Raw genomic sequence first — 22,802 nt, forward strand, 5'->3', positions numbered from 1 at the left:
AGGAACTTCGCCTTAAACATCAAGGAAACGAACGTCTTTGGCATTGCGGGTGATGAAGCTGCGACGTGCTTCGACGTCCTCGCCCATCAGGATGGAGAACAGCTCGTCGGCCGCCGCGGCATCGTCGAGAGTGACCTGGCGCAGCACCCGCACCGACGGGTCCATCGTGGTCTCCCACAACTCCTTGGCGTCCATCTCGCCCAGACCCTTGTAGCGCTGGATGCCGTCGTCGGTGTTGATCTTCTTGCCCGCCTTGCGCCCGGCTTCGAGCAACCCGTCGCGTTCGCGGTCGGAGTAGGCGAACTCGGGTTCGCTGCGCTGCCACTTGAGTTTGTACAGCGGCGGCTGGGCCAAGAAGATGTGCCCGTTCTCCACAAGCGGTTTCATGAACCGGAACAACAGCGTCAGCAGCAGCGTGGAGATGTGCTGGCCGTCGACGTCGGCGTCGGCCATCAACACGATCTTGTGATAGCGCAGCTTGGAGATGTCGAACTCGTCGTGAATGCCGGTGCCCAGCGCAGTGATGATCGCCTGGACTTCGGTGTTCTTGAGCACGCGATCGATGCGCGCCTTCTCGACGTTGATGATCTTGCCGCGCAACGGCAGGATCGCCTGGAACATCGAATCGCGTCCGCTCTTGGCCGAACCGCCGGCCGAATCACCCTCCACCACATACAGTTCGGACTTGCGCGGATCGGTGGAGCGGCAGTCGGCCAGCTTGCCCGGCAGCCCGCCGATGTCGGTGGCACTCTTGCGCCGCACCAACTCACGCGCCTTACGCGCGGCGATGCGGGCCTGCGCCGACGAAACCGCTTTGTTGACAACGGTCTTGGCCTCGGCCGGGTTGGCGTCGAACCAGTGGGTGAGTTCCTCGTTGCAGATCTTCTGAACGAACGACTTCACCTCGGTGTTGCCCAGTTTGGTCTTGGTCTGACCCTCGAACTGAGGCTCGGAGACCTTCACGGAGATGACCGCCGCGAGCCCCTCGCGGATGTCGTCGCCGGTGAGGTTCGGGTCCTTGTCCTTGAGCAGCTTCTTGTCTTTGGCGTACTTGTTGACCACCGAGGTCAACGCCGCACGGAAGCCCTCCTCGTGGGTGCCGCCCTCATGGGTGTTGATCGTGTTGGCGAAGGTGTGCACCGACTCCGAATAGCCCGCGTTCCACTGCATCGCGATCTCGACCTCATGACCGGCGGCCTTGCCGTCGAAGTCGATGATGCTCTGCTGGATCGGCGTCTTCGTGCGGTTGATGTGCTTGACGAAGTCGACCAACCCGCCGGGGTAGTGGAAGACGCGGTGCTTGACCTTGTGGCCGGTCGAGGATTCGGCGGCCTTCTCATCGGCGGTCTTGGGCGCCTCGGCGGTGTCGCTGACCACCTCGTCGACGACCTCCTCGGCGGTCACCCGCTCGTCGGTCAGCTCGATGGTCAGACCCTTGTTGAGGAACGCCTGTTCCTGCAGGCGGCGCGCGACGGTCTCGAAGTCGTATTCGGTCGTCTCGAAGATGTCCGGATCGGCCCAGAACCGGACCGTCGTTCCCGTCTTCTTGGTCTTGCCGCCCTGCTTGAGCTCCCCGGGCACCGAGCGGTCGTAGTACTGGAACCACTCGTATCCGTCGCGCAGGATCGTGACCTCGACCCGCGTGGACAGCGCGTTGACCACCGACACACCGACGCCGTGCAGACCACCGCTGACCGCGTAACCGCTGTTCTCGCCGCCGAACTTGCCGCCGGCGTGCAGCTGGGTCATGACCACGTCGACCGTCGGGATGCCCGCCTGCTTGTGCTTTTCGACCGGGATGCCGCGGCCGTCGTCGGTGACCTCGACGCTGCCGTCGCCCAGGATGCGCACGTCGACTCGGGTGGCATAACCGGCCATCGCCTCGTCGATCGCGTTGTCGACGACTTCCCAGATCAGGTGGTGCAGACCCCGCTCACCGGTGGAGCCGATATACATACCCGGGCGCTTACGAACCGCCTCGAGACCTTCCAGGATGGTGATGGCATCGGCGCCGTACTCTTTAGGAGCATTCTTCTTCTGGGCAGCCACGTTGGACGGGTCTCCTTGGTCTCTTGCCGGGGAAGGCTGGCTGGGCGGTCGGACTACCGCCTGCGATCTGCCTCCATCCTACCGGGAGAGTCAGACAGGACCGACTCTGAGGCGGCGTTTCTGCACACCTATTTGCGCCGTCTGGGGAATTTCTCGATCCAGGGTGCCTCAAGACGCTTGAGAACTAAGATCGCGGCGTCCTCGCGGCTTTCAGCCGACCGCTATCCATACGTGTCCCGCGGCCCCCGGCCGGAGACGTGGTAACGGCCCTTGCGCCACGACGGGGCGACCGGTCCGACGATCTTCAGCGACTTCACGACACCGTCGCCCACCGCATCAGCGATCTTGGCCAGCACCTGCGCCTGCACCATGCGCAACTGCGTGGCCCAGGCGGTGGACTCCGCCGAAATCGTCAGCACGCCGTCGTTGAGTGAGGTCGGCGTTGCGTGCGCGGCGATACCTTCGCCGACGACGGCGACCCATCGGCCGAACACCGCGCCCTCGGCGACGCGACCCGACCATCCGCGGCTACGGGCCAGATCGCCGGCCGCCGATCCCAGCGGTTGCGGATCGCGGGCGTCCGGGCCGGGGCCCGACCACCGGCGCCGTGTGTTGCCCGCGATCTTTCGGGGTGCGGCTCCGCGTCGGCCGCGGCCGATGTCCTTACCCTGGCTACGCGCCGCACCGCGCGCCTCTTCGAGCGTGCGCCGCACCAGATCCATCCCGCGCAGGTGCGCGAGATGCTCCGGCGGGCCGGTCTGGTCATCCGACGATGTCACTGCTCCACCACCGAGATTCGTCCGGAGTCGTCGTCACGCATCGTGACCCCGATCCTGCGCGCGTCCCAGTCCGTCGGGACGTCCTCGGCCACCGCCGCCGTCACCAGCACCTGTTCGGCCGACGCCGCCACGGCGGCCAGCGCCTGCCTGCGCGCCTTGTCCAACTCCGCGAACACGTCGTCGAGTAGCAGCACCGGATCGCTGCCCTCGGCGCGCAGCAGTTCGTACGCTGCCAGCCGCAGCGAGAGCGCCATCGACCACGATTCCCCGTGGCTGGCAAAGCCTTTCGCGATCTGGTCGCCGAGCCGCAGCTCGAGGTCGTCGCGATGCGGCCCCACCAGGCAGACGCCGCGTTCGAGTTCGGCGTCGCGGCGCCGCGCCAGGGCGTCGAGCAATGCCGCCTCGAACATCTTTGCATCAGCGGTGCCCGCGGCCGCCTCTGCTTCCACCACATCCACCCCGCTGCGGTACCGGATCGCAGCGGGCCGCGACGATGGCGCCAGCAGCTGGTATGCCTTCTCCACTTCGGGCGCGAGCTGGTTGACCAGCTCGGCGCGGGCGGTGATCAGCTTCGCGCCCTTCTCGGCGAGGTGCCCGTCCCAGACGTCGAGGGTGTCGAAAACGCTTCTGTCACCCCGGAATCGAGCCCCGGACGCCGTCTTCAACAGCGCGGTACGCTGACGCAACACCTTGTCGTAATCGGCGCGGATCGCGGCCACCTGCGGGCGCCGCGTGGTGGCGAGCTCGTCCAGGTAGCGGCGTCGCTCACCCGGGTCCCCGCGCACCAACGCGAGATCCTCCGGGGCAAACAGCACGGCCCGCAGCACGCCGAGGATCTCGCGCGCGGAGCGGACGGGGGAGCGGTTGATGCGCGCCTTGTTCGCGCGCCCGGCGGGGATCTCCAGGTCGACGGCGAGTTCGCGGCCCTCGTTGACGACGATCGTCGACACCACCGCGCGTTCAGCGCCGGTGCGGATCAAGGGTGCGTCGGCCGCGACCCGGTGTGATCCGAGAGTGGATGAATACCAGAGTGCCTCAACGATATTCGTCTTACCGAAGCCGTTCGGACCGACGAAAACCGTACGCCCCGGCTCGAGCTCCAGCTCGACGCGCGGCCACGATCGGAAGTCGGTCAACGCCAAGCGGCGGACATACACTGCGCAGCCGCCTACCCGGACTCGCTGATCCGCTTCACCGCGTGCCCGCCGAACTGGTTCCGCAACGCCGAAACCGCCTTCATCGACGGCGAGTCCTCCTGCCGCGAGGCGAACCGCGCGAACAGCGACGCCGCGATCACGGGCATAGGCACCCGGTGGCTGATCGCCTCCTCGACCGTCCACCGGCCCTCACCGGAATCCTCGGTGTACCCGCTGATTTCGCCGAACTCCGGATCTTCCTTAAGCGCCTTGGCCAGCAACTGCTGCAGCCATGACCGCACGACCGTGCCGTTGGTCCACGCCTGGATGACCGCCTGGGTGTCGGTGATGAGTTCTTCGGCCGCCAGCAGCTCGTAACCTTCGGCGTAGGCCATCATCAATCCGTATTCGATGCCGTTGTGCACCATCTTCGCGTAATGCCCGGCACCCACCGGGCCGGCGTGCACGAAGCCGTCCTCCCGCAGCCCCGGCGGCCGCAAGGTGTCGAAGATCGGCATCGCGCGTTCGACGTCGGCGTCGCTGCCACCGACCATCAGGCCGTAGCCTTCCTTCAGCCCCCACACCCCGCCGGAGACTCCAGCGTCGATGAACGCAATTCCTTTGTCACCCAACAGTTTTGCGTGCGGGGCATCCTCGGTGTAGCGGGAGTTGCCGCCGTCGATGACCAGATCACCCTCGGCGAGCACGTCCGCGAGCGACGTGATCGTGTCGTGGGTGATATGCCCCGACGGGACCATGACCCACACCACCCGCGGCGCATCGAGGGCCTCGGCCAGGGCCGCCAGCGTCGGAACGTCGGTGACTTCGGGCCTGGGGTCGTAGCCGACCACTTCGTGGCCCCCCTCGCGCAGACGTTCGCGCATGTTGAAGCCCATTTTGCCGAGACCGACCAGACCGAGTTGCATCTGCGCCCCTTCCGTGGCGTCGGGCCGGTCAGCCTGGGAGCCGCACCGGCATCAACAGGTAGACGTAGTCGGTCTGCTGGGCGGGGAACGGGCCCGCGGCACCGACGGTTGTGTCGTCGTCGCTGGCCGGGCGCAACACTGCGGGCCGGCTCGGAGTCGTGAAACCGAACGTCACCCGCTCCGAATGCAGCGAGCTCAAACCGTCGGTCAGATACGTGGGATTGAACGCGATGGTCAGCGGGTCCCCGGCGAAACTGACCGGAAGATCTTCCTCCGCGCGGCCCACGTCGTCGGCTCCGGCGGAAAGATGCAGCGAGTCCTCCGAGAACTCCATGCGCACCTGCGCGCCGCGGTCGGCCACCAGCGCTACACGCTTGATGGCCTCGGTGAGTTCACCGACACCGATGGTCGCCATGGCGGTGTGCTCGGTGGGCAGCAGCTGGCGGAATTTCGGGAACTCCGCATCCAGCAGACGCGTGGTGCTTCGCTTGCCGCCGCTGCTGATCCCGAGCAGTCCCTCTTTGCCGACCGCCGACCCGGCGCCCAGCGCCAGGTGCACATCGCCACCGTCGGCGCCGGCCTTGGCCGCTTCCGACAACGTCTTGGCCGGCACCAGCACGGCTGCCTCCAGATCGGCGCCCGCCGTCGACCATGTGAGTTCACGCACCGCCAGACGGAACCGGTCGGTCGCCGCCAAAACCACCTTCTCCCCGGCGATTTCGACCCGGATACCGGTCAACATCGGCAACGTGTCGTCGCGACCGGCGGCGATCGCCACCTGGCCGATGGCCTCGGCGAACAACTCGGCGGAGACGACACCGGTCTCCTCGGGCAGCGCGGGGAGGGTCGGGTAGTCCTCGACAGCCATGGTCGGTAACGAGAACCGCGAACTCCCACACGTCAGTGAGACCCGGGTGCCGTCGACACTCACGTCGATCGGCTTGGCGGGCAGCGCCCTGGTGATGTCGGACAGCAGCCGGCCGGATACCAAAACGCTGCCGGGTGAAGCGATCTCGGCCGGTACCCGCACCTCGGCGGACACCTCGTAGTCGAATCCCGAGATCGTCAGGCCGTCCTCGGACCCGGTCAGCAAGACGCCGGCGAGCACCGGAACCGTCGGGCGAGTGGGCAGGTTGCGGGCCACCCATGCCACGGCTTCGGCGAAGTCCTCTCGTACCAGGCGGAACTTCAGATCGGTGACACCAACCGTTGTCGTCGCCACGTCCATAGGGTCCCTTCGGTCACAATCACGACAAGCCTCAAGCAGCGGTTTCTCGGTGTCTCACCACGCGTCCGACCGATGCGTCCCCGACGACCGTAACGGCTGTGATGAATCACCGTAGAGCTTTCCGCCCCAACTTGAAAGCTAATCGATCGGGGCGACATCGACGGCGTCCGGTGGGTCGAACGTCCGCCGGATCCGTGCTTCCCCAACCGCCTTCTTCGAAGAAGATTCTTGGGAGATATTCAAGCAACAGTATTAGGTCCTGTGGATGTTGGGGATGAATACATGTCGGCGCTGCTTACGGCCGTATCGGGTTGTGAGAGAGCTGTGGATGAACGCCAGCTGGTGAGCGACGAACTGTGGACTCGCTGCCGGTTGTGTAGTGATCGGCTGGTAGTTCATCGGTTGATCCCAAGTTCTCCACACCGGTGTGCACAACCCGGCGCTGTGACTGGTGTTGCCGGCGGTGCAGAAGATTTTTCGAAAAAATTTGTCGGCACACCCGCATGAGCGCGCGATCGAGCCCCACGAGAGGGGGACAGAGGCGATGTGAGTCAGCGCTTGGAGCGCTGACGGATCCGTGTCGTCAGTTCCTTCACGTGATCGAAGACCTCACGGCGCTCGGCCATTTCGCCGCGAATCTTCTTCTCCGCGTACATGACGGTGGTGTGGTCACGGCCGAACGCCTGGCCGATCTTCGGCAGCGACAGGTCGGTGAGTTCGCGGCACAGATACATGGCGATCTGTCGCGACTGCGCCAGGGCGCGGGTCTTACCGGGTCCGCGTAACTCCTCGACCGTGGTCTCGAAGTACTCGGCGGTGGCCGCCATGATCGTCGCGGTGCTGATCTGCATGGTGCTGGCGTCGGAGATCAGATCCCGCAGCACGATCTCGGCCAGCGACTTGTCGATCGCGGTCTTGTTCAACGAGGCGAACGCTGTGACGCGGATGAGCGCGCCCTCGAGTTCGCGGATGTTGCGCTCGATGCTGCTGGCGATGAGTTCGAGGACGTCGTCGGGAACATCGAGACGGTCCATCTGCGCCTTCTTACGCAGAATGGCGATCCGGGTTTCCAGCTCCGGCGGCTGTACGTCGGTGATCAGTCCCCACTCGAAGCGGGTGCGCAGCCGGTCCTCGAGGGTGGCCAGCTGTTTGGGCGGCCGGTCCGACGAGATGACGATCTGCTTGTTCGCGTTGTGCAGGGTGTTGAACGTATGGAAGAACTCTTCCTGGATACCTTCCTTGCCCTCGATGAACTGGATGTCGTCGACCAGCAACACGTCGATGTCGCGGTAGCTGCGTTTGAACGACGCCTTGCGGTCGTCGCGAAGCGAGTTGATGAAGTCGTTGGTGAATTCCTCGGTCGAGACGTACTTGACGCGCATGCCGGGAAAGAGTCGCTGCGCGTAGTTTCCCGCGGCGTGCAGAAGATGGGTCTTGCCCAGGCCGGACTCGCCCCAGATGAACAGCGGGTTGTAAGCCCGCGCGGGTGCCTCGGCAATGGCTAGCGTCGCGGCGTGGGCAAACCTGTTGGAGGCACCGATGACGAACGTGTCGAAGGTGTAGCGGCGGTTGAGGTTGACCGCCGTGGTGTCGTCGGCGAGCGTGTTCGGCGGTCGGCTGGTGAAGTAGGTCGGCCAACTCTCCTCGGCGCTGACGCGCGCCTCGAGATCCTCGTCGACTTCGTCGGGTTCGGCGATCGTCGACAACCCGTTGAGCGCAGTGTCGGTGTCATCGGGGCCCGGGTCGGCGATGCGCACGCCGAGTTCGACGCGCTGGCCGAGCTGTCGGCTCAAGGCCGTGATGATGGGCTCGCGCAGATGGCGTTCGATCTCGTTCTGGACGAACGGGGTGGGCACGGACAGCAGGGCAAAACCTTCGGTGATGACAAGGGGTTTGACCAGCTTCAACCAGGCTCTTTGCTGTGGCGTGAGGATCGGTCCGGCGAAGTCGTCGCCTCCGGTGCCGGGGTTGCCGTTGAGCTCTGCGACCACCGTGTTCCACACGGCTACGAAGGGGGGATCGGGGTCAGCTGTCAACGACGACTACCCCCTTGCGGTCTGTCCAGGGACGACCAAAAGGAACGATGACGATCTGTCCACAAAGTTATCCACAGGCTGTGGAGACTGGACAGTCGTCGTCGTTCTGTTTTACACCGGCGGGGACGCCGCGGGCCGGGGCTCATCACAGATGCGAGACATCCTGTGGGCTCACGACTGGTCGGGCATCCTCGCTTCGTTGTCCGTCGCCGTTTCGTTATCGAATCGGCATTGGCAGAAGCTAACAGTTTTCTTCGCGGGTGCCAACCGTTCTGCAACATTGTGTGGACGGATATTTCGGGCCGTTGGTCGGCGGTGACAGGTGTTGCAAATGTGGCTGTCCCCACTGTCATTCGGCCAGGTTTGACCCAGCGAAATCTGCTCAGTACCCTCGAACAGTCGCCCGTACGAGGCGATACGGCTGCGACCCGGGCATCGACCGGGGACCGCGCCGGCTAGCAAGATGGACGAGCTTAACAACGGCAACTGCGTCCAAACCGATTCGTACGTCGTCGGTGGGGGATGCGGGTGCCAGACGCAACAAGGAGACAGCCGTGGCCAAGGGCAAGCGGACCTTCCAGCCGAACAACCGGCGCCGGGCGCGCGTGCATGGCTTCCGGCTGCGGATGCGCACCCGGGCAGGCCGGGCGATCGTCGCGAACCGGCGCAGCAAGGGTCGGCGCAAGCTGACCGCGTGACTCCCCGTGATCTCTAGCGGGAGTTGACGCTGTGCTTCCGGCGCGCCACCGAATGACGCGCTCGAGCGAGTTCGGAACCACTGTCAGTCGAGGGGTGCGCGCTGTGCAGCCCGACATTGTCGTGCACGCGTTGCGCTCTGATGCGTCATCCGACCCCGGTCCGAGGATCGGACTGGTCGTCTCCAAAGCCGTCGGCACCGCCGTGCAGCGTCACCGGGTGGCGCGCCGGCTGCGCCATGTCGCACGCAATCTTCTCCAGGAACTCGATCCCGCCGATCGCGTGGTGATCCGTGCTCTACCCAGCAGCCGTCACGCCATCTCGGCACGACTCGAACAAGAATTGCGGACCGCGCTGCGCCGGGCCAAGCCCAAAGTCGAGGCCTCGCGGTGAGAGTGTCGATGCGTGCGGCCGGGGCGTGGACGGCTCGCGCCGTGATCTATGCGATCCAGCTGTACCGGCACACGATTTCGCCGCTGCGGCTGCCGACTTGCCGATTCACCCCGACCTGCAGCCAGTACGCGGTCGACGCGCTGACCGAGTACGGGTTGGTGCGCGGCGGCTGGCTCGCGACGGTACGGCTGCTGAAGTGCGGACCGTGGCATAAGGGAGGATGGGACCCGATACCGGATCGTCCCGCATCCGACGGGCAAGACGACGCGCATGCGTCGGGTGCTCCCGCGGGCGAGTCCTCGGAGGATCGGGGCACCGCTGCCGACGTCAGTGGTGGCCACCGAGCATTGCGAGCAGGAAGCGAGACGCGTGTTTAACTGGTTCAGCCTGGACATCATCTACTACCCGGTGTCGGCGATCATGTGGGTCTGGTACAAGCTGTTCGCCTTCCTGCTGGGGCCCTCCAACTTCTTCGCATGGGCACTTTCGGTGATGTTCCTGGTGTTCACCCTGCGCGCGATCCTCTACAAGCCGTTCGTCAAGCAGATCCGGACGACGCGCCAGATGCAGGAGTTGCAGCCGCAGATCAAGGCGCTGCAGAAGAAGTACGGCAAGGACCGCCAGCGGATGGCGCTGGAGATGCAGAAGCTGCAGCGCGAGCACGGGTTCAACCCGATCCTCGGCTGTCTGCCGATGCTGGCCCAGGTGCCGGTGTTCCTCGGGCTGTTCCACGTGCTGCGGTCGTTCAACCGGACGCAGGGCGGGTTCGGCCAGATCCATCTGTCGGTCGAGCAGAACCGGGCCACCGGCAACTACGTGTTCAGCCCGTCGGACGTGGCCAACTTCCTCGACGCCCACCTCTTCGGAGCGCCGTTGGGCGCGACCATGATTCAGAAGACCGGCCTCGACGCCTTCACCGAGTTCAACCGGGCGTCGGTGATCGCGGTCGGTGTGCCGATCATGATCCTGGCGGGCGTCGCGACGTACTTCAACAGCCGCGCGTCGGTGGCCCGGCAGAGTCCCGAGGCCGCCGCCAATCCGCAGACGGCGATGATGAACAAGCTGGCGCTCTACGTCTTCCCGCTCGGCGTCGTCGTCGGCGGACCGTTCCTGCCGCTGGCGATCATCATGTACTGGCTGGCGAACAACATCTGGACCTTCGGCCAGCAGCACTACGTGTTCGGCAAGATCGAGAAGGAAGAAGAGGCCAAGAAGCTCGAGGCTCAGGAGCGGCAGTCCAAGAACGCACCGCCGCCCGGAGCCAAGCCGAAACGCGACCGCAAGGCCCAGGCGACGAAGACCGCCGAGGCAGCCCCTAGCGACGAAAGCGACGACGGCGAGGCGCCGTCGGACAACGGCGCGGCGGGGAAGAAGCCGACCGGCAGCAGCCCCGGCAAGGCCGCCAGCGGAGCGGCCAATCGCACACCGCGGCCCGGCGCGAGCCCGCGCCCCGGGGCGCGGCCCAAGAAACGTAAACGGTGACCGGGCGACCCCGGCGGGATGAGGAGAGAACGACATGACTGACGCCGATACGACCGAACGCGACGAGGTGCTCGAGGGTTCCGCGCCGGCAGCGGAGGACGACCTCGAGGAGAAGTTGGTCGCCGAGGGTGAGATCGCGGGCGACTATCTCGAAGAGCTTCTGGATCTGCTCGACTTCGACGGCGACATCGATCTCGACGTCGAGGGTGACCGCGCGGTGGTGAGCATCGACGGCGGCGCCGACCTGAACAAGTTGGTCGGGCGCAAGGGCGAGGTGCTCGACGCGCTGCAGGAGCTGACGCGGCTGGCCGTGCATCAGAAGACCGGTGAGCGCAGCCGCCTGATGCTCGACATCGCGCGCTGGCGCCGCCGGCGTCGTGACGAGTTGGCCGCCCTCGGTGACAAGGTGGCCCGGCGAGTGCTGGAGACGGGGGAGCGCGAGGAGCTGGCGCCGATGACTCCGTTCGAACGCAAGATCGTGCACGACGCGGTGGCCGCCATCGACGGCGTGCACAGCGAGAGCGAGGGCGTCGAGCCGTCGCGCCGGGTGGTCGTTCTCGCCGACTGACCCAGAGTTACAACTGTGTAGTTCATAAGGCGTCGTCGTCCGACGCGACGATCCGGAGGATGTTTCACGTGAAACATGGGGAGGTGTCGGCGCCGCCCGAAGCGGCCGCCTCCTTGTTCGGGGAGCGGCTTGAGCTGACGGAGCGATACGCCGGGGTGCTCGCCGGCGCGGGCGTCGAGCGCGGCCTGATCGGACCCCGCGAGGTCGATCGGTTGTGGGACCGCCACATCCTCAATAGCGTCGCTCTGGCTGAGCTGATCGAGCCGCGGTGCCACATCGCCGACATCGGCAGCGGCGCGGGCCTGCCCGGGATACCGTTGGCGTTGGCCCGACCGGATGTCCGGGTGACGCTCATCGAACCGCTTCTGCGCCGCAGCGAGTTCCTGCGCGAGGTGGTCGATGAACTCGGCATCGACATGACGGTCGTTCGGGGGCGGGCCGAGGAGCCAGGGGTGAGGAAGCAAGTGGGGGAGACCGACGTGGTGGTGTCCAGGGCGGTGGCCTCCCTGGACAAGCTGACTCGATGGAGCATGCCGCTCCTTCGCGTGGATGGCCACATGCTCGCCCTCAAGGGGGAGCGTGCCGAAGAGGAGATCCGTGACCACCGGCGTGTGATGGCGTCGCTCGGTGCGGCCGATGTAAAGGTGATGAGGTGTGGCGCGAACTACTTGGATCCACCCGCGACCGTCGTCGTGGCACGGCGGGGGAGGACGGTAGCGCACCGGTCGACGGGCAGGAGACGAGGATGACGTCGCCGCGGAACGGCGCGCGGCCGCCGACGGATGCGTCGGGCGGGCAGCGCCCGGATGTTTCACGTGAAACCAAGGCACCCGTGGTTTCACGTGAAACGAAGTCCGAAACCGGCGACGCGCAGAGTGAGGCTTGGACCCAGAAGAACGATCCGGGCGCGTGGAACGACCCCGCGGGGATCGACACTCCGATCGGGGCCGAGGCCGAACGCGCGGTGCGCTTGCTACACGCCGCGTCGAAGGGCAGCCTGCCGCGGCCGGACCGCCAGCGGGTGTTCACGATCGCCAATCAGAAGGGCGGCGTCGGCAAGACGACGACGGCCGTGAACGTCGCGGCGGCGCTCGCGCTGCAGGGGTTGCAGACGCTCGTCATCGACCTCGACCCCCAGGGCAACGCGAGCACGGCGCTGGGCATCGAACACCGCCCGGGCACTCCGTCGTCATACGAAGTGTTGATCGGAGAGATCCCGTTGCGCGACGCGCTGCAACGCAGTCCGCACAACGACCGCCTCTACTGCGTACCCGCGACCATCGACCTGGCCGGCGCCGAGATCGAGTTGGTCAGCATGGTCGCGCGTGAGGGACGGCTGCGCACCGCGCTGGCGTCGCTCACGGACTTCAACTTCGACTACGTGTTCATCGACTGCCCGCCGTCGCTGGGACTGCTGACGATCAACGCGTTCGTCGCGGCACCCGAAGTGCTGATCCCGATCCAATGCGAGTACTACGCGCTCGAGGGTGTCGGCCAGTTGATGCGAACCATCGAGATGGTCAAGGCGCACCTCAATCCTCAACTCGATGTCACGACGGTGATCCTGACGATGTACGACGGACGGACGAAGCTCGCGGACCAGGTGGCCTCCGATGTGCGGGCCCACTTCGGCGACAAGGTCCTTCGGACCGTCATCCCGCGCAGCGTCAAGGTGTCCGAGGCCCCCGGTTACGGGATGACGATCCTCGGATATGACCCGGGGTCGCGGGGCGCGATGAGCTATCTGGATGCGAGCCGTGAGATTGCGGAGCGCCGATGAGCGCTTGCGCGAAGAGCATCGAACCCGGTCAGAACCGAAACAACCGATAAGCGTTTGCGCTAAGGAGAAGAACATGAGTCAACCCACCCGCAAGCGCAGCGGCCTCGGCCGGGGCCTGGCCTCGCTGATCCCGACCGGACCCGCCGACGGGGAGAACACCGGGTTCGGTCCCCGGATGGGCGACGCGGCGGCCGACGTCGTGATCGGCGGGCCTTCCAACGGCGGCCCGACCAACGAGGTCGGCGCGGTGTACCGCGAGATCGACCCGTCGGCGATCGAGCCGAATCCCCGCCAGCCGCGCCAGGTGTTCGACGAAGAGGCGCTCGGCGAACTCGTGCACTCCATCCGTGAGTTCGGCCTCATGCAGCCGATCGTCGTGCGCGAATTGCCGGCGGCCGAAGCGGGCGCCGCGCGCTTCCAACTCGTGATGGGGGAGCGGCGGTGGCGAGCCGCGCAGGAGGCGGGCCTCGCCACCATCCCCGCGATCGTCCGCGAGACCACCGACGACAGCATGCTGCGCGACGCGCTGTTGGAGAACATCCACCGCGTGCAGCTGAATCCGTTGGAAGAGGCCGCCGCTTACCAACAGCTGCTCGACGAGTTCGAGGTCACCCACGATGAACTCGCGTCCCGGATCGGGCGGTCCCGGCCGGTGATCACCAACATGATCCGGCTGCTGCGCCTGCCGATCGCCGTGCAGCGCCGCGTCGCCGCCGGCGTGCTGTCGGCCGGCCATGCGCGCGCGCTCCTGTCGCTCGAAGGGGGACCGGAGAAGCAGGAGGAGCTCGCCGCGCGGATCGTGGCCGAGGGCCTGTCGGTGCGCGCCACCGAGGAAGCGGTCACCCTCGCCAACAGCGCGGGTGCGCCGTCGCCGGCCGCGCCGAAGCGCAAGCCGATCAACATGCCGGGGCTTCAGGACGTTGCTGAACGGCTGTCGACGGCGTTCGATACGCGGGTGACGGTCAGCTTGGGTAAACGCAAGGGCAAGATCGTGGTCGAATTCGGCTCGGTGGACGACCTGCAACGCATAGTCGAACTGATGAGCGCATCTGAGCGGTGACCCACCACACCGGGTAATTACGTCACTGTGACACAACCCGGGCCGACTCGGCGTGAACGCCGTCCTTCGAAGGAAACCACCTGTGACACAACACGTTTCGTCCCCCGCCCTGAGAGGCCCCCAAAACGGAGCGTCGACCCGGCCACGTGCTTCTATCCTGGACTGGAAGCTGTACAACGCGGCATCGCGTAGGACTCGGGAAGTTTAGTGTCGGCACGCATCACGCCTCTTCGGCTCGAAGCCTTCGAGCAGTTGCCGAAGCATGCCCGCCGCTGTGTGTACTGGGAGGTCGATCCCCTGACCCTCGGGCGCGACGCCGCGGGCGCGGCGGTGCCGGGGGTCGACGATCACCTGTCGGACCCCGAATTCGAGAAGGAAGCGTGGCTGTCGATGGTCATGCTCGAGTGGGGGTCGTGCGGTCAGGTCGCGGTGCAGTGCACGGACGAACAATCCGACGACGGCCTGCCCCCGTTGCGCGGAGACGAGGCCTGCCTCGGCTACGCCTTCTACGCGCCGCCCGGATCCGTTCCGCGGGCACGACGATTTCCGACCGCACCCGTGAGCGCCGACGCGGTTCTGCTCACGTCGCTCGGCATCGAGTCGGGGGAGGACACCGAGGGAATCTCGCGAGCGCTGATCGCCGCGGTCGTTGGCGACCTGGTTCGCCGCGGTGCCCGCGCGCTCGAGGCCTTCGCACACACCGCCGCGGTCAGCGAGCTCGCCGAACCGGGCGCTGTGACGCCGGCGCTGCGCCCGGTCGTCGAGGTTCTCGGTGACTGCTCGGTCGAACAGTGTGTGCTCGACTCCGACGTCCTCCTCGATGCGGGTTTCGTCGTCGTATCCCAACACCGGTACTTCCCGCGGCTGCGGCTCGAGCTTGAGCAGGGGTTGGGCTGGAAGGCCGATGTGGAGGCGGCACTGGAGCGATTGTTCGAGTTCGCCCAGATTCGGCAACCGGTCGGGGCAGGCGCGGGCTCGGTCGGATTGACCGCGGCCGAACGCTAGGAGGGGCTGACGCGCCCTGCGGCCTGCTCGACCGAGAGCTCATGGGCCAGCAGCTCGGCGAAGGTGAAAGTGCCTGTGGGGCGGTCGTTCTTGCCGAGCAGGTAGAGCCGCTTGACGGCGGCGAGCATACCCTCGGCGATCGCGTCGCGGGCCTGGGTGGACACCAGCGTGGCCCGGTCGTGCGGGTTGGTGATGTAACCGACGTCGACCTGCACAGTGGGCATCCGCGTCAGGCGCAACAGGTCCCACGTCCGCCCATGGGTACGGCAGTCACGTAATCCAGTGCGGGCCACCACTTCTCGCTGAATGAAGTCGGCGAGGTTGCGTCCAATGGTCGACACCGAGCCGTGCGAATTACCGAAGTGGAACGAGGCGACGCCGTTGGCGGACGGGGTGGGCTGCGTGGCGCAGCGCAGGCTGATCATCAGGTCGGCGCCGACGGCGTTGGCGGTCGCGGCGCGTTCGGCATCCGACGGGGCGCGGTTGGCCGGCCGCGACAGGAAGGTCTCCATGCCGATGGCGGTCATCCGGCCTTCGAGACGACTTGCCAAGTCCCACAGGATGTCCGACTCGCTGATCGGGCCGTTGGGGCCCTGCATGATCTGACCATGGTCGTCGCCGCCACGGCCCGGGTCGATGATGATCCGCTTGCCCGACAGGCGCGGACCGGAGCTGCGGACCAACTCCTCCTCGCGGATCGCGTGCGGAGAACCGCCGGTGACGCGGGATCCCAGAAAGTACAAGGAGCGCAACGTTTCCGGGCCGCAGATGCCGTCGGGATACAGCCCGTACTCGCGCTGGTAAGACATCAGCGCGTTGTGTGTTGTCAGCCCGAAATGCCCGTCGACGAGCCCGGTGTAGAAGCCGAGATCCTGAAGGCGCGCTTGAAGTGTCGCGACGTCGTCACCGAACATCGGTGCGCCGAACTGGTGACTGAGCGTGCGCGCACCGAGCCGGTACGACGCTTCCTTCAGCGCGCGGTACGTCGCCTCGCCGACGATCCCGTCGACCAGAAGTCCGCGATGCTGTTGGAAGGCCCGCACGGCCTGGTCGAGTTCGCCGTCGAAAACGTCGAGTGCGACATGTCTACCGGTGGTGATCTCCTCGTCGGAGTTCTCGAGCATGCCCAGTGCCGTCAACGCAGCCCGGATCTCGGTGACCGCGGACCCGCGGTCACCGCGACGCAGACTGGACATATGCGGCCTTTCAGTCACGGTTGTCAGCTGCGCAAAGGCGCCGACCAAGTTGACGGGCTAGGCACGATTGTCGCAGACACACCGCCGATTCAAGAAAACCCCAGGCCGGTGTCCGCGTCCCGGATTACTGATCCAGCCGGGTATCAGAGCACGTCAGCGAGCTCGCGCAGCAGCGCAGCCTTACCTTTTGCGCCGACGATCCGCTTCACCGGGGCGCCGTCCTTGAAAACGATGAGCGTCGGAATCGACACCACCTGAAAATCGCGGGCCGTGGCCGGGTTCGCGTCGACATCGAGTTTCGCGACCGTCAGCGCGTCGGCCTTCTCGGTGGCGATCTCCTCCAGCACCGGGGCGATCATCTTGCACGGACCGCACCAGGTCGCCCAGAAGTCCACCAGCACCGGTGTGCTGCTGGACAACACGTCCGCAGAGAACGTGTCGTCGGTCACCGCAACGGTGGTTCCAGTGGTCTCGGCCATCAGTGATGCTCCTATCAAACGGGGGTTTCGGTGGTCTCATCGCTTGGGCCAGAACCGATTTCGGCGAGCCAGCGTTCTGCGTCGATGGACGCCGAACAGCCGGTGCCCGCGGCGGTGATGGCCTGGCGGTAAGTGCGGTCGACGAGATCGCCTGCGGCGAAGACGCCTTCGATCGAGGTGCTGGTCGAACCACGTTGCGTCACGACGTAACCGTCCTCGTCGAGCTCGACCTGGCCGCGGACCAGATCCGATCGCGGATCGTGGCCGATCGCGACGAACACACCGGTGACGGCGAGCTTGGACTCTTCACCGGTCGCGGTGTTACGCAACCGGACTCCGCTGACCTTCGGGCTGCCTTCGATCTCGACGACCTCGGTGTTGGTCAGGAACGTGATCTTCTCGTTCGCGCGGGCGCGGTCCAGCATGATCCGCGAGGCGCGGAACTCGTCGCGGCGGTGCACCAGCGTGACGTTGCGGGCGAACTTGGTCAGGAAGATGGCCTCCTCCATCGCCGAGTCGCCGCCGCCGACGACGATGATGTCCTCGTCGCGGAAGAAGAACCCGTCGCACGTCGCGCACGTGCTCACGCCCATGCCGAGCAGGGCGTCTTCACCGGGGACGCCGAGGTGCCGCGCGGCGGCGCCCATCGCGAGGATGACCGCACGTGCCTGGTACGTGTCGTCACCAACGGTCACGGTCTTGACCGGGCCGTCGAGCGAGACCTCGTCGACGTCCTCCATGCGCAGGTCCGCACCGAAGCGCAGCGCCTGTTCGCGCATCTCGTCCATCAGTTCCGGACCGGTGATTCCGTTGCGGAAGCCGGGATAGTTCTCCACCTCGGTGGTGGTCATCAAAGCGCCGCCGAATTGGACGCCTTCGAACACCAAGGGCTTGAGCTGCGCGCGCGCCGCGTAGATGGCGGCGGTGTAACCGGCCGGGCCGGATCCGATGATGATCAGCTCGTGGACCGTGGATGTGGTGGTCATTTGCGCCTTTCTGCCGCATTCCTGCGACACCGGTGTAAACACCAGCGTAGGCGGTGGTGTTCCCCGGACTTTCCGAACAACCTCGGGGGACAGACTACGGTCGTTTGACCACTGTTTCGGCCAGCAGCCCACTGTGAGCCGCGTGGCACCCCGTGTCGACGACCACCGCCACCACCTCGGTCGCGGCGTGCGCGGGTAGGAGCAACACGACCGCCGGCCGCCCGCCCATGTCGACGGTCCGGGCTCCGAGGACGGGCGTATTCGCCGGGCGGCCGAGTCCCTCGAGACATGCTGCGCGGCGCGCGGGGTCCGCCAGCGGGCCGTATTCGGCAGGCGCCGACAGCAGACCGGCGAGCTGGGGGCCGGTCAGCGGCACGGTCGGCGGCGGACGCGACACCGTGATGCGCTCGGCGGTCAGTCCGGGCTGGGAGAACCGGGGCGCAGGGTCGCGGACCAGCATCGACGTGCCGATGACGGCGCCGGTCACAACGGCGGCGAGGCCGATGACGAGCCCGAAAACGTGGATTGGGCGCAGCCGGGGCCGTTCGACGGCGTGCGTGGGCTCACCCGCGGCCCGCAGCGCCGCGCCGACGCGCTCGGCGACACCGGCAGGCACGTCGGGCGCGGAGGCCTCGTCGTGCGCCAACCGGGCCAGGCCGCGGCGCACCCGCTCGACCGCCGGATCCGAGCCGTCGTCCTGCATCTCAGCCAGTCTCCACCACGACAGGTAAGACGCGGCGGATATGCCGACGGTTCCGCTCAGTCGGTGCGCGCGGTGGCCTGCGCGTCGAAGCAGTCGAGCGCCTCGGCCAGCTTGGACCTGGCGCGGGAACACCGGCTCTTGACGGTGCCCTCGGGGACACCGAGCATGCGAGCGGTCTCGGCCACCGAATACCCCTGCATGTCGACGGCGACCACGGCGGCACGCTGTTCGACGGGTAACCGCATCAGGGCCCGCTCGACGACGATCGCGGTGTCGACGTGCGAGGCCGGGTCGCCGACGTGTGCGATGTCGTCGGACAACGTTTCGGCCGCTCGGATCTTGTTGCGCCGCAATCGGTCCAGGCAGGCGTTGACCACGATGCGGTGCAACCAGCTGTTGACCGCGGAGTCGTACCGGAATGCAGGGGCCCGCCGGTGCGCCTTGAGCATGGCGTCCTGCAGTGCGTCGGCGGCGTCGTCGGGGTTGCGGCTGGTGATGCGTGCGATCCGGTACAGCTGGCGGTGGTGTCGGTAGAACAACTCCTCGAACGCATACCGGTCGCCTGCAACGTGTGCGGCGAGCAGTTCCGCGTCACTGCGTTGCCGACCGGAATGCCCCCCGAACGTCCCCACAGCCGAACACTAAACGGGCCGGCGGGGGCCTCCCGACACATCTTTGCCGGGTTGGGGATGAACGGGTCAGGAGGCGGACTTGACCGTGATCTCGGCGATGTTGGAACGGCTCTGGCCGTTGACCTGACCGAGGGTCGACACCCAGACCAGCAGGTTCGACGTCGGCGACGCGTCCTCCACCTTGATCGTGTTGGACCCCGGCTTGAGCTGGGTGGCCGGCGTCAGCACCGTGGTGTCGGACAGCGACGACGGATTCGGCGACGGCGCGGAGCGGATCTCCACGGCGGTGCCGGTGCTGTCGAGGTCGATGTCGACCTCGCCCACCTTGGTGGCCTGCGGCAGCTGCAACATCAGCCCGACGCCGTTCTTGAAGTTGGGGAACGGCACCGGGTCGGTGTAGGTGTCGATCGGCCACGCCGTGGACTTGTCGCCGTCGATCGCCTTACCCGCCTCGGACGGCGCGTCGGCTTCGCCCTCCGGCGAAAAGACAGTCACTGCAGTGGGTTTGACGACATTGCCGCTACCGCCACCGCCTCCATCGGCCGACTCGGAGGTGGTGGGGTCGTTGAGGCCGAGCCGGTCGCCGCCGAGGCCGTCGCCGACGTCGCCGAAGATCCGGCTCAGCACCGTCGCCAACACCACCAGCGCGACCACGACGATCGCGCCGCCCACACCCAGCCCGATCATCAGGGCCTTGCGTCGCCGCGCCTCGGTCTCCGGATCGGTGGCGGCCCCGACTCCCGGTGCGCCGGAGCGGTCGGGTTCGTCGACGGGGGAGATCAGCTCGGTGCGATCGGCGATCGCCGTCGCCTGCTGCAGCAGGTTCAACAGGGTGGGCGCGCTGCGGATGCCGCCACCCTCCTGGACGGCGCGTGCCGCCGCCGCGGAGATCTGGAACGGGATCTGTCGGTCGATGGCGCGCGGTTCGATCGGCTGCCCGGCCGAGTCGAGGTCGGCGGGGGCCAGGCCGCTGCGGACGCCGTGCTCGGGCAGCGGCCACCGGTTGACCAGCAGCGCGTACAGCGCCGCCCCGATTCCGCGGATGTCGTCCTCGGGTGTCGCGTCGGGCAGCGTCGCGGGGAAGGCCAGCGCGACGTCGCCCTCGATGCTGACGCGGACGCGGCCCGGGTGGTCGATCGACAGGGCGACCCCGGCGCGGTGCGCGGCCTCGGCGGCCGCGGCGAGCGACTGCATGGCCCTGGCCCCGCCGATCGGGGAGGGAGAGGTGTCGGCCACCTCGACCAGCGAGCCGCCCCGGATCCATTCCGCGACCACCAGACCGCCGGACCCGGTGTTGACAACGTCGAGCACCCGGGCCACGCCGGGCATGTCGAGGCTGCTCAGCTTGCGGGTGCGGGTCAGGATGTCGCGCAGTGTCTCGTCGGACAGCGTGTTGTCCGGATCGACGAACGTGAGCGCCACCTGGCGGTCGAGCGCGGTGTCGAGCGCCTGCCAGAACTGCAGCGTGGGCGGGCCACCGTGGAACACCAGCAGCCGGTATCGGCCGCCGCCGACCATGGCCCCGGGGATGAGATGGACGTCCTCGTCGGAGGTCGCGGCTTCGATGGCCGGTTCGCGCGGCGCGTCGAAGGCGAGGGGCTCCCGAGAGGGGTCGCCGCCGTAATCGGACGGCGGCCGGCCCGACACGGGAAGCCGCGTCGTGCCGTTCTCGGTGGCCAACTCGGTGGTCTCGCCGGGGTCGGGCACGTCGGGCCGCAGGTCGTCGGCGACGACGTCGGGCTGACCGCTCGGAAGCTTGGCGGTGGCGGTGCTGTCGGGTGTGGGCGCGGAGCCGCCTGCGGATTCGTCGCTCACCGCTGGTCCTTTCCGCATCCGGTCCCTGGCAACTAGGTCGGGTGGTCCGCGCCGGACCGCCGGCGGGCTGTGCCGACGCCCCGACAGGGACGGATTCCTCTGATCAGAGTACGTGAGTGAGGTGCGCGTCCGTGGCCTGTCGGCGGCTGCAGTGGCCGACGCGGCTACCGACCCGCCCGCCGGAACGGGGCGGGACCGAGCGCCGAGGCGGCGGCGGACGGCCTCGAGTGCGGCCTGGGCTTCCGGAACACGTGCACCCAGCAGAACCCCGACGATGACCGGCACCATGATCAGACCGAGCGCGAGCAGTCGCAGCAGCGAGCCGCCGCCGCCCCAGTTTCGGGTCAGCGCCTCCAGCCCGAACAACTGGTCGGCGACCTGGCCGACCATTGCGGCCAGCAGTGAGGCGGCGATGGTGACCAGCACCGTGCGCACCACCTGCAGGTCGAGCAGGCGGCCGCCGGGCGGGTCGAGGTTGGCCCGCAACAGGAAGTAGCCGACCACCGCGCCGGCCAGGAAGCCCAGCCCGTTGGCCGTACCGAGATAACCGGCGACGAGATCGGGGTCGTTGGTGAGATGCGGGGCGATCAGCGAAGCGATGATCTTCACGGTCGTGATGACGACGATCAGCAGGATCGGCGTCCACGGCTGCTGACGGGCGTAGAACACCCGAAGTTGAAGCAGCACAAGCGCGTAGGGGATCAGCGTGAACGCCGACAGGGTGATCGCCATACCGAGGTAGTTGGCGTCGACCTCGCCGAAGTTGCCGTAGGCGAACAGCGCGCTGCCGATCGCGGGGCCGCCGACCGTCATCAGCGCCACGATCGGGATGAGCGTCACCATCGTCAGTCGCGTCGCCAGCGAGAGATCGTTGAGCACAGCGCGCTGGTCGTTGGAAGCGGCGTTTCGGCTCAGCCGCGGCATGACGACCGTCAGCACCGTCACGCCGATCATGCCGAACGGCAGCTGCAGCACCAGCCAGGTGTAGTTGTAGATCGCGGGGCCGGAAGCCGCGGCGCCGCTGGCGATTCGGTTGCCGACGATCAGGCCGACCTGGCTGATCAGGACGTACAGCACCATCGCCGACGCCATGGCGCCGAACTGCTTCATCCGGTCGTCGACACCCCACAGCGGGCGCAGGCTGATGCGTTCGCGGTGGATCGCCACCAGCAGAACCAGGACCTGGGTGACCGTGCCGAGCGTCATGCCGATGCCCAGCACGAGCAGTTTGGCGTTGCCCATCTTCACCGGGTCGACCGAGAGTTCGCCGGGGACAATCAGATACACGCCGAGCGTCACGATGGCGACGACGTTGTTGCACACCGGTGCCCACGCGGGGGGCCCGAACACGTTGCGGGTGTTGAGGATCGCCATGAACACCGACGACAAGCCGTAGAACAACACCTGGGGCAGCAGCAGGTAGGCGAACGCGGTGGTGAGATCGCGGTTGACCTCCGGATCGCCGCCGAGCATGAGGTTGACGAGCATCGGCGCCGATGCGATCGACAACGCGGTGATGATCAACAGCAGGGTCGTCGCGAGCGTCACCAGGCGGCGGATGAAGGCGGTGCCGTTGTCGGGGTCGTCGCGCTCGGCGCGCGCCAGCACCGGCACGAAGATCGCGGTGAAGGTCGCCTCGAGGACGAGCGCCGCGATCAGGTTCGGCAACTGGTAAGCGACCGAAAAGGCGCTGGTGAGCGCGGCGCCCAGGATGGTAGCGAGCAGGACGATGCGGGCGAACCCGGTGAGCCGGCTGACCAGCGTCGCCACGGCCATGCCCCACGACCGCGACACCACCGCCGCGTCGGACAGTTCTTCGCGGCCGGCGCGGCGCCGGGGAGCTGGCCGGTGGC

General features: G+C 67.1%; 20 protein-coding genes and 1 pseudogene. 9 read left to right on the plus strand and 12 right to left on the minus strand.

The window, feature by feature from the left end:
* Positions 1-12 precede the first annotated feature (12 nt).
* From gyrB to dnaA, 6 genes and pseudogenes are all read right to left on the minus strand, one after another.
* Positions 13-2,049, minus strand: coding sequence for a DNA topoisomerase (ATP-hydrolyzing) subunit B (gene gyrB, locus A5752_RS16195; protein WP_067087547.1), 2,037 nt, complete (start codon positions 2,047-2,049; stop codon positions 13-15).
* 221 nt (positions 2,050-2,270) lie between these two features.
* Positions 2,271-2,828: a DUF721 family protein gene (locus A5752_RS16200; protein WP_067087549.1), complete on the minus strand. Its 558-nt coding sequence runs from the start codon at positions 2,826-2,828 to the stop codon at positions 2,271-2,273.
* Positions 2,825-3,985, minus strand: a complete 1,161-nt coding sequence (gene recF / locus A5752_RS16205) for a DNA replication/repair protein RecF (protein ID WP_067087551.1) — start codon at positions 3,983-3,985, stop codon at positions 2,825-2,827. The genes A5752_RS16200 and recF overlap by 4 nt, the downstream gene beginning before the upstream one ends.
* Positions 3,986-3,996: 11 nt before the next feature.
* Positions 3,997-4,905 (minus strand): annotated as a pseudogene (gene gnd / locus A5752_RS16210) (phosphogluconate dehydrogenase (NAD(+)-dependent, decarboxylating)); the annotation flags it as partial.
* 13 nt (positions 4,906-4,918) lie between these two features.
* Positions 4,919-6,118, minus strand: a complete 1,200-nt coding sequence (gene dnaN / locus A5752_RS16215; protein ID WP_067087555.1) for a DNA polymerase III subunit beta — start codon at positions 6,116-6,118, stop codon at positions 4,919-4,921.
* Positions 6,119-6,669: 551 nt separating this feature from the next.
* Positions 6,670-8,154, minus strand: coding sequence for a chromosomal replication initiator protein DnaA (gene dnaA / locus A5752_RS16220; RefSeq protein ID WP_067087557.1), 1,485 nt, complete (start codon positions 8,152-8,154; stop codon positions 6,670-6,672).
* 554 nt (positions 8,155-8,708) lie between these two features.
* Between dnaA and rpmH the strand changes: the two genes are divergently transcribed.
* From rpmH to A5752_RS16265, 9 genes are all read left to right on the plus strand, one after another.
* The gene (gene rpmH / locus A5752_RS16225; protein WP_003890928.1) at positions 8,709-8,852 is read left to right on the plus strand and encodes a 50S ribosomal protein L34; all 144 of its coding nucleotides are present in this window, start codon (positions 8,709-8,711) and stop codon (positions 8,850-8,852) included.
* A gap of 31 nt (positions 8,853-8,883) precedes the next feature.
* Positions 8,884-9,243: a ribonuclease P protein component gene (gene rnpA / locus A5752_RS16230; protein ID WP_067087559.1), complete on the plus strand. Its 360-nt coding sequence runs from the start codon at positions 8,884-8,886 to the stop codon at positions 9,241-9,243.
* 8 nt (positions 9,244-9,251) lie between these two features.
* Entirely contained in the window at positions 9,252-9,620 is a 369-nt protein-coding gene (gene yidD, locus A5752_RS16235; protein WP_067087585.1) for a membrane protein insertion efficiency factor YidD, read from the plus strand.
* Between the two features lie 43 nt (positions 9,621-9,663).
* Entirely contained in the window at positions 9,664-10,725 is a 1,062-nt protein-coding gene (yidC, locus tag A5752_RS16240; protein WP_231983434.1) for a membrane protein insertase YidC, read from the plus strand.
* Between the two features lie 34 nt (positions 10,726-10,759).
* Positions 10,760-11,293: a Jag family protein gene (locus tag A5752_RS16245; protein WP_067087562.1), complete on the plus strand. Its 534-nt coding sequence runs from the start codon at positions 10,760-10,762 to the stop codon at positions 11,291-11,293.
* Positions 11,294-11,352: 59 nt separating this feature from the next.
* Positions 11,353-12,042 (plus strand): 16S rRNA (guanine(527)-N(7))-methyltransferase RsmG, encoded by a 690-nt coding sequence (gene rsmG, locus A5752_RS16250; RefSeq protein ID WP_067087566.1) that lies wholly within the window; start codon positions 11,353-11,355, stop codon positions 12,040-12,042.
* 83 nt (positions 12,043-12,125) lie between these two features.
* The gene (locus A5752_RS16255) at positions 12,126-13,073 is read left to right on the plus strand and encodes a ParA family protein (protein ID WP_502686741.1); all 948 of its coding nucleotides are present in this window, start codon (positions 12,126-12,128) and stop codon (positions 13,071-13,073) included.
* 73 nt (positions 13,074-13,146) lie between these two features.
* On the plus strand, positions 13,147-14,133 hold the full coding sequence (locus A5752_RS16260; protein WP_067087570.1) for a ParB/RepB/Spo0J family partition protein: 987 nt from the start codon (positions 13,147-13,149) through the stop codon (positions 14,131-14,133).
* A 207-nt stretch (positions 14,134-14,340) separates the two neighbouring features.
* A complete protein-coding gene (locus A5752_RS16265) occupies positions 14,341-15,138 on the plus strand; it encodes an acetyltransferase (RefSeq protein WP_067087572.1) in 798 nt (265 codons plus the stop codon).
* Here A5752_RS16265 and A5752_RS16270 read toward each other — a convergent pair.
* The 6 genes from A5752_RS16270 to murJ form a co-directional block, all read right to left on the minus strand.
* Positions 15,135-16,334 (minus strand): N-acetylmuramoyl-L-alanine amidase, encoded by a 1,200-nt coding sequence (locus A5752_RS16270; protein ID WP_067087574.1) that lies wholly within the window; start codon positions 16,332-16,334, stop codon positions 15,135-15,137. The two genes, A5752_RS16265 and A5752_RS16270, sit on opposite strands and share 4 nt — an antisense overlap.
* Before the next feature lie 143 nt (positions 16,335-16,477).
* Positions 16,478-16,813 carry a thioredoxin gene (gene trxA, locus A5752_RS16275; protein WP_067087576.1) on the minus strand — a complete coding sequence of 112 codons (336 nt, stop codon included), beginning with the start codon at positions 16,811-16,813 and terminating at the stop codon, positions 16,478-16,480.
* Positions 16,814-16,827: 14 nt separating this feature from the next.
* Entirely contained in the window at positions 16,828-17,799 is a 972-nt protein-coding gene (gene trxB / locus A5752_RS16280; protein WP_067087578.1) for a thioredoxin-disulfide reductase, read from the minus strand.
* A gap of 94 nt (positions 17,800-17,893) precedes the next feature.
* Complete coding sequence (locus A5752_RS16285) at positions 17,894-18,502, minus strand: RsmA family anti-sigma factor (protein WP_082963923.1); 609 nt, start codon at positions 18,500-18,502, stop codon at positions 17,894-17,896.
* Between the two features lie 56 nt (positions 18,503-18,558).
* A complete protein-coding gene (sigM, locus tag A5752_RS16290; protein ID WP_067087580.1) occupies positions 18,559-19,134 on the minus strand; it encodes an RNA polymerase sigma factor SigM in 576 nt (191 codons plus the stop codon).
* Positions 19,135-19,200: 66 nt separating this feature from the next.
* On the minus strand, positions 19,201-22,802 hold a 3,602-nt coding region (gene murJ / locus A5752_RS16295), incomplete at its 5' end, for a murein biosynthesis integral membrane protein MurJ (protein ID WP_197500645.1).

The organism is Mycobacterium sp. 852002-51961_SCH5331710, from assembly GCF_001665535.1.
Classification (GTDB): domain Bacteria; phylum Actinomycetota; class Actinomycetes; order Mycobacteriales; family Mycobacteriaceae; genus Mycobacterium.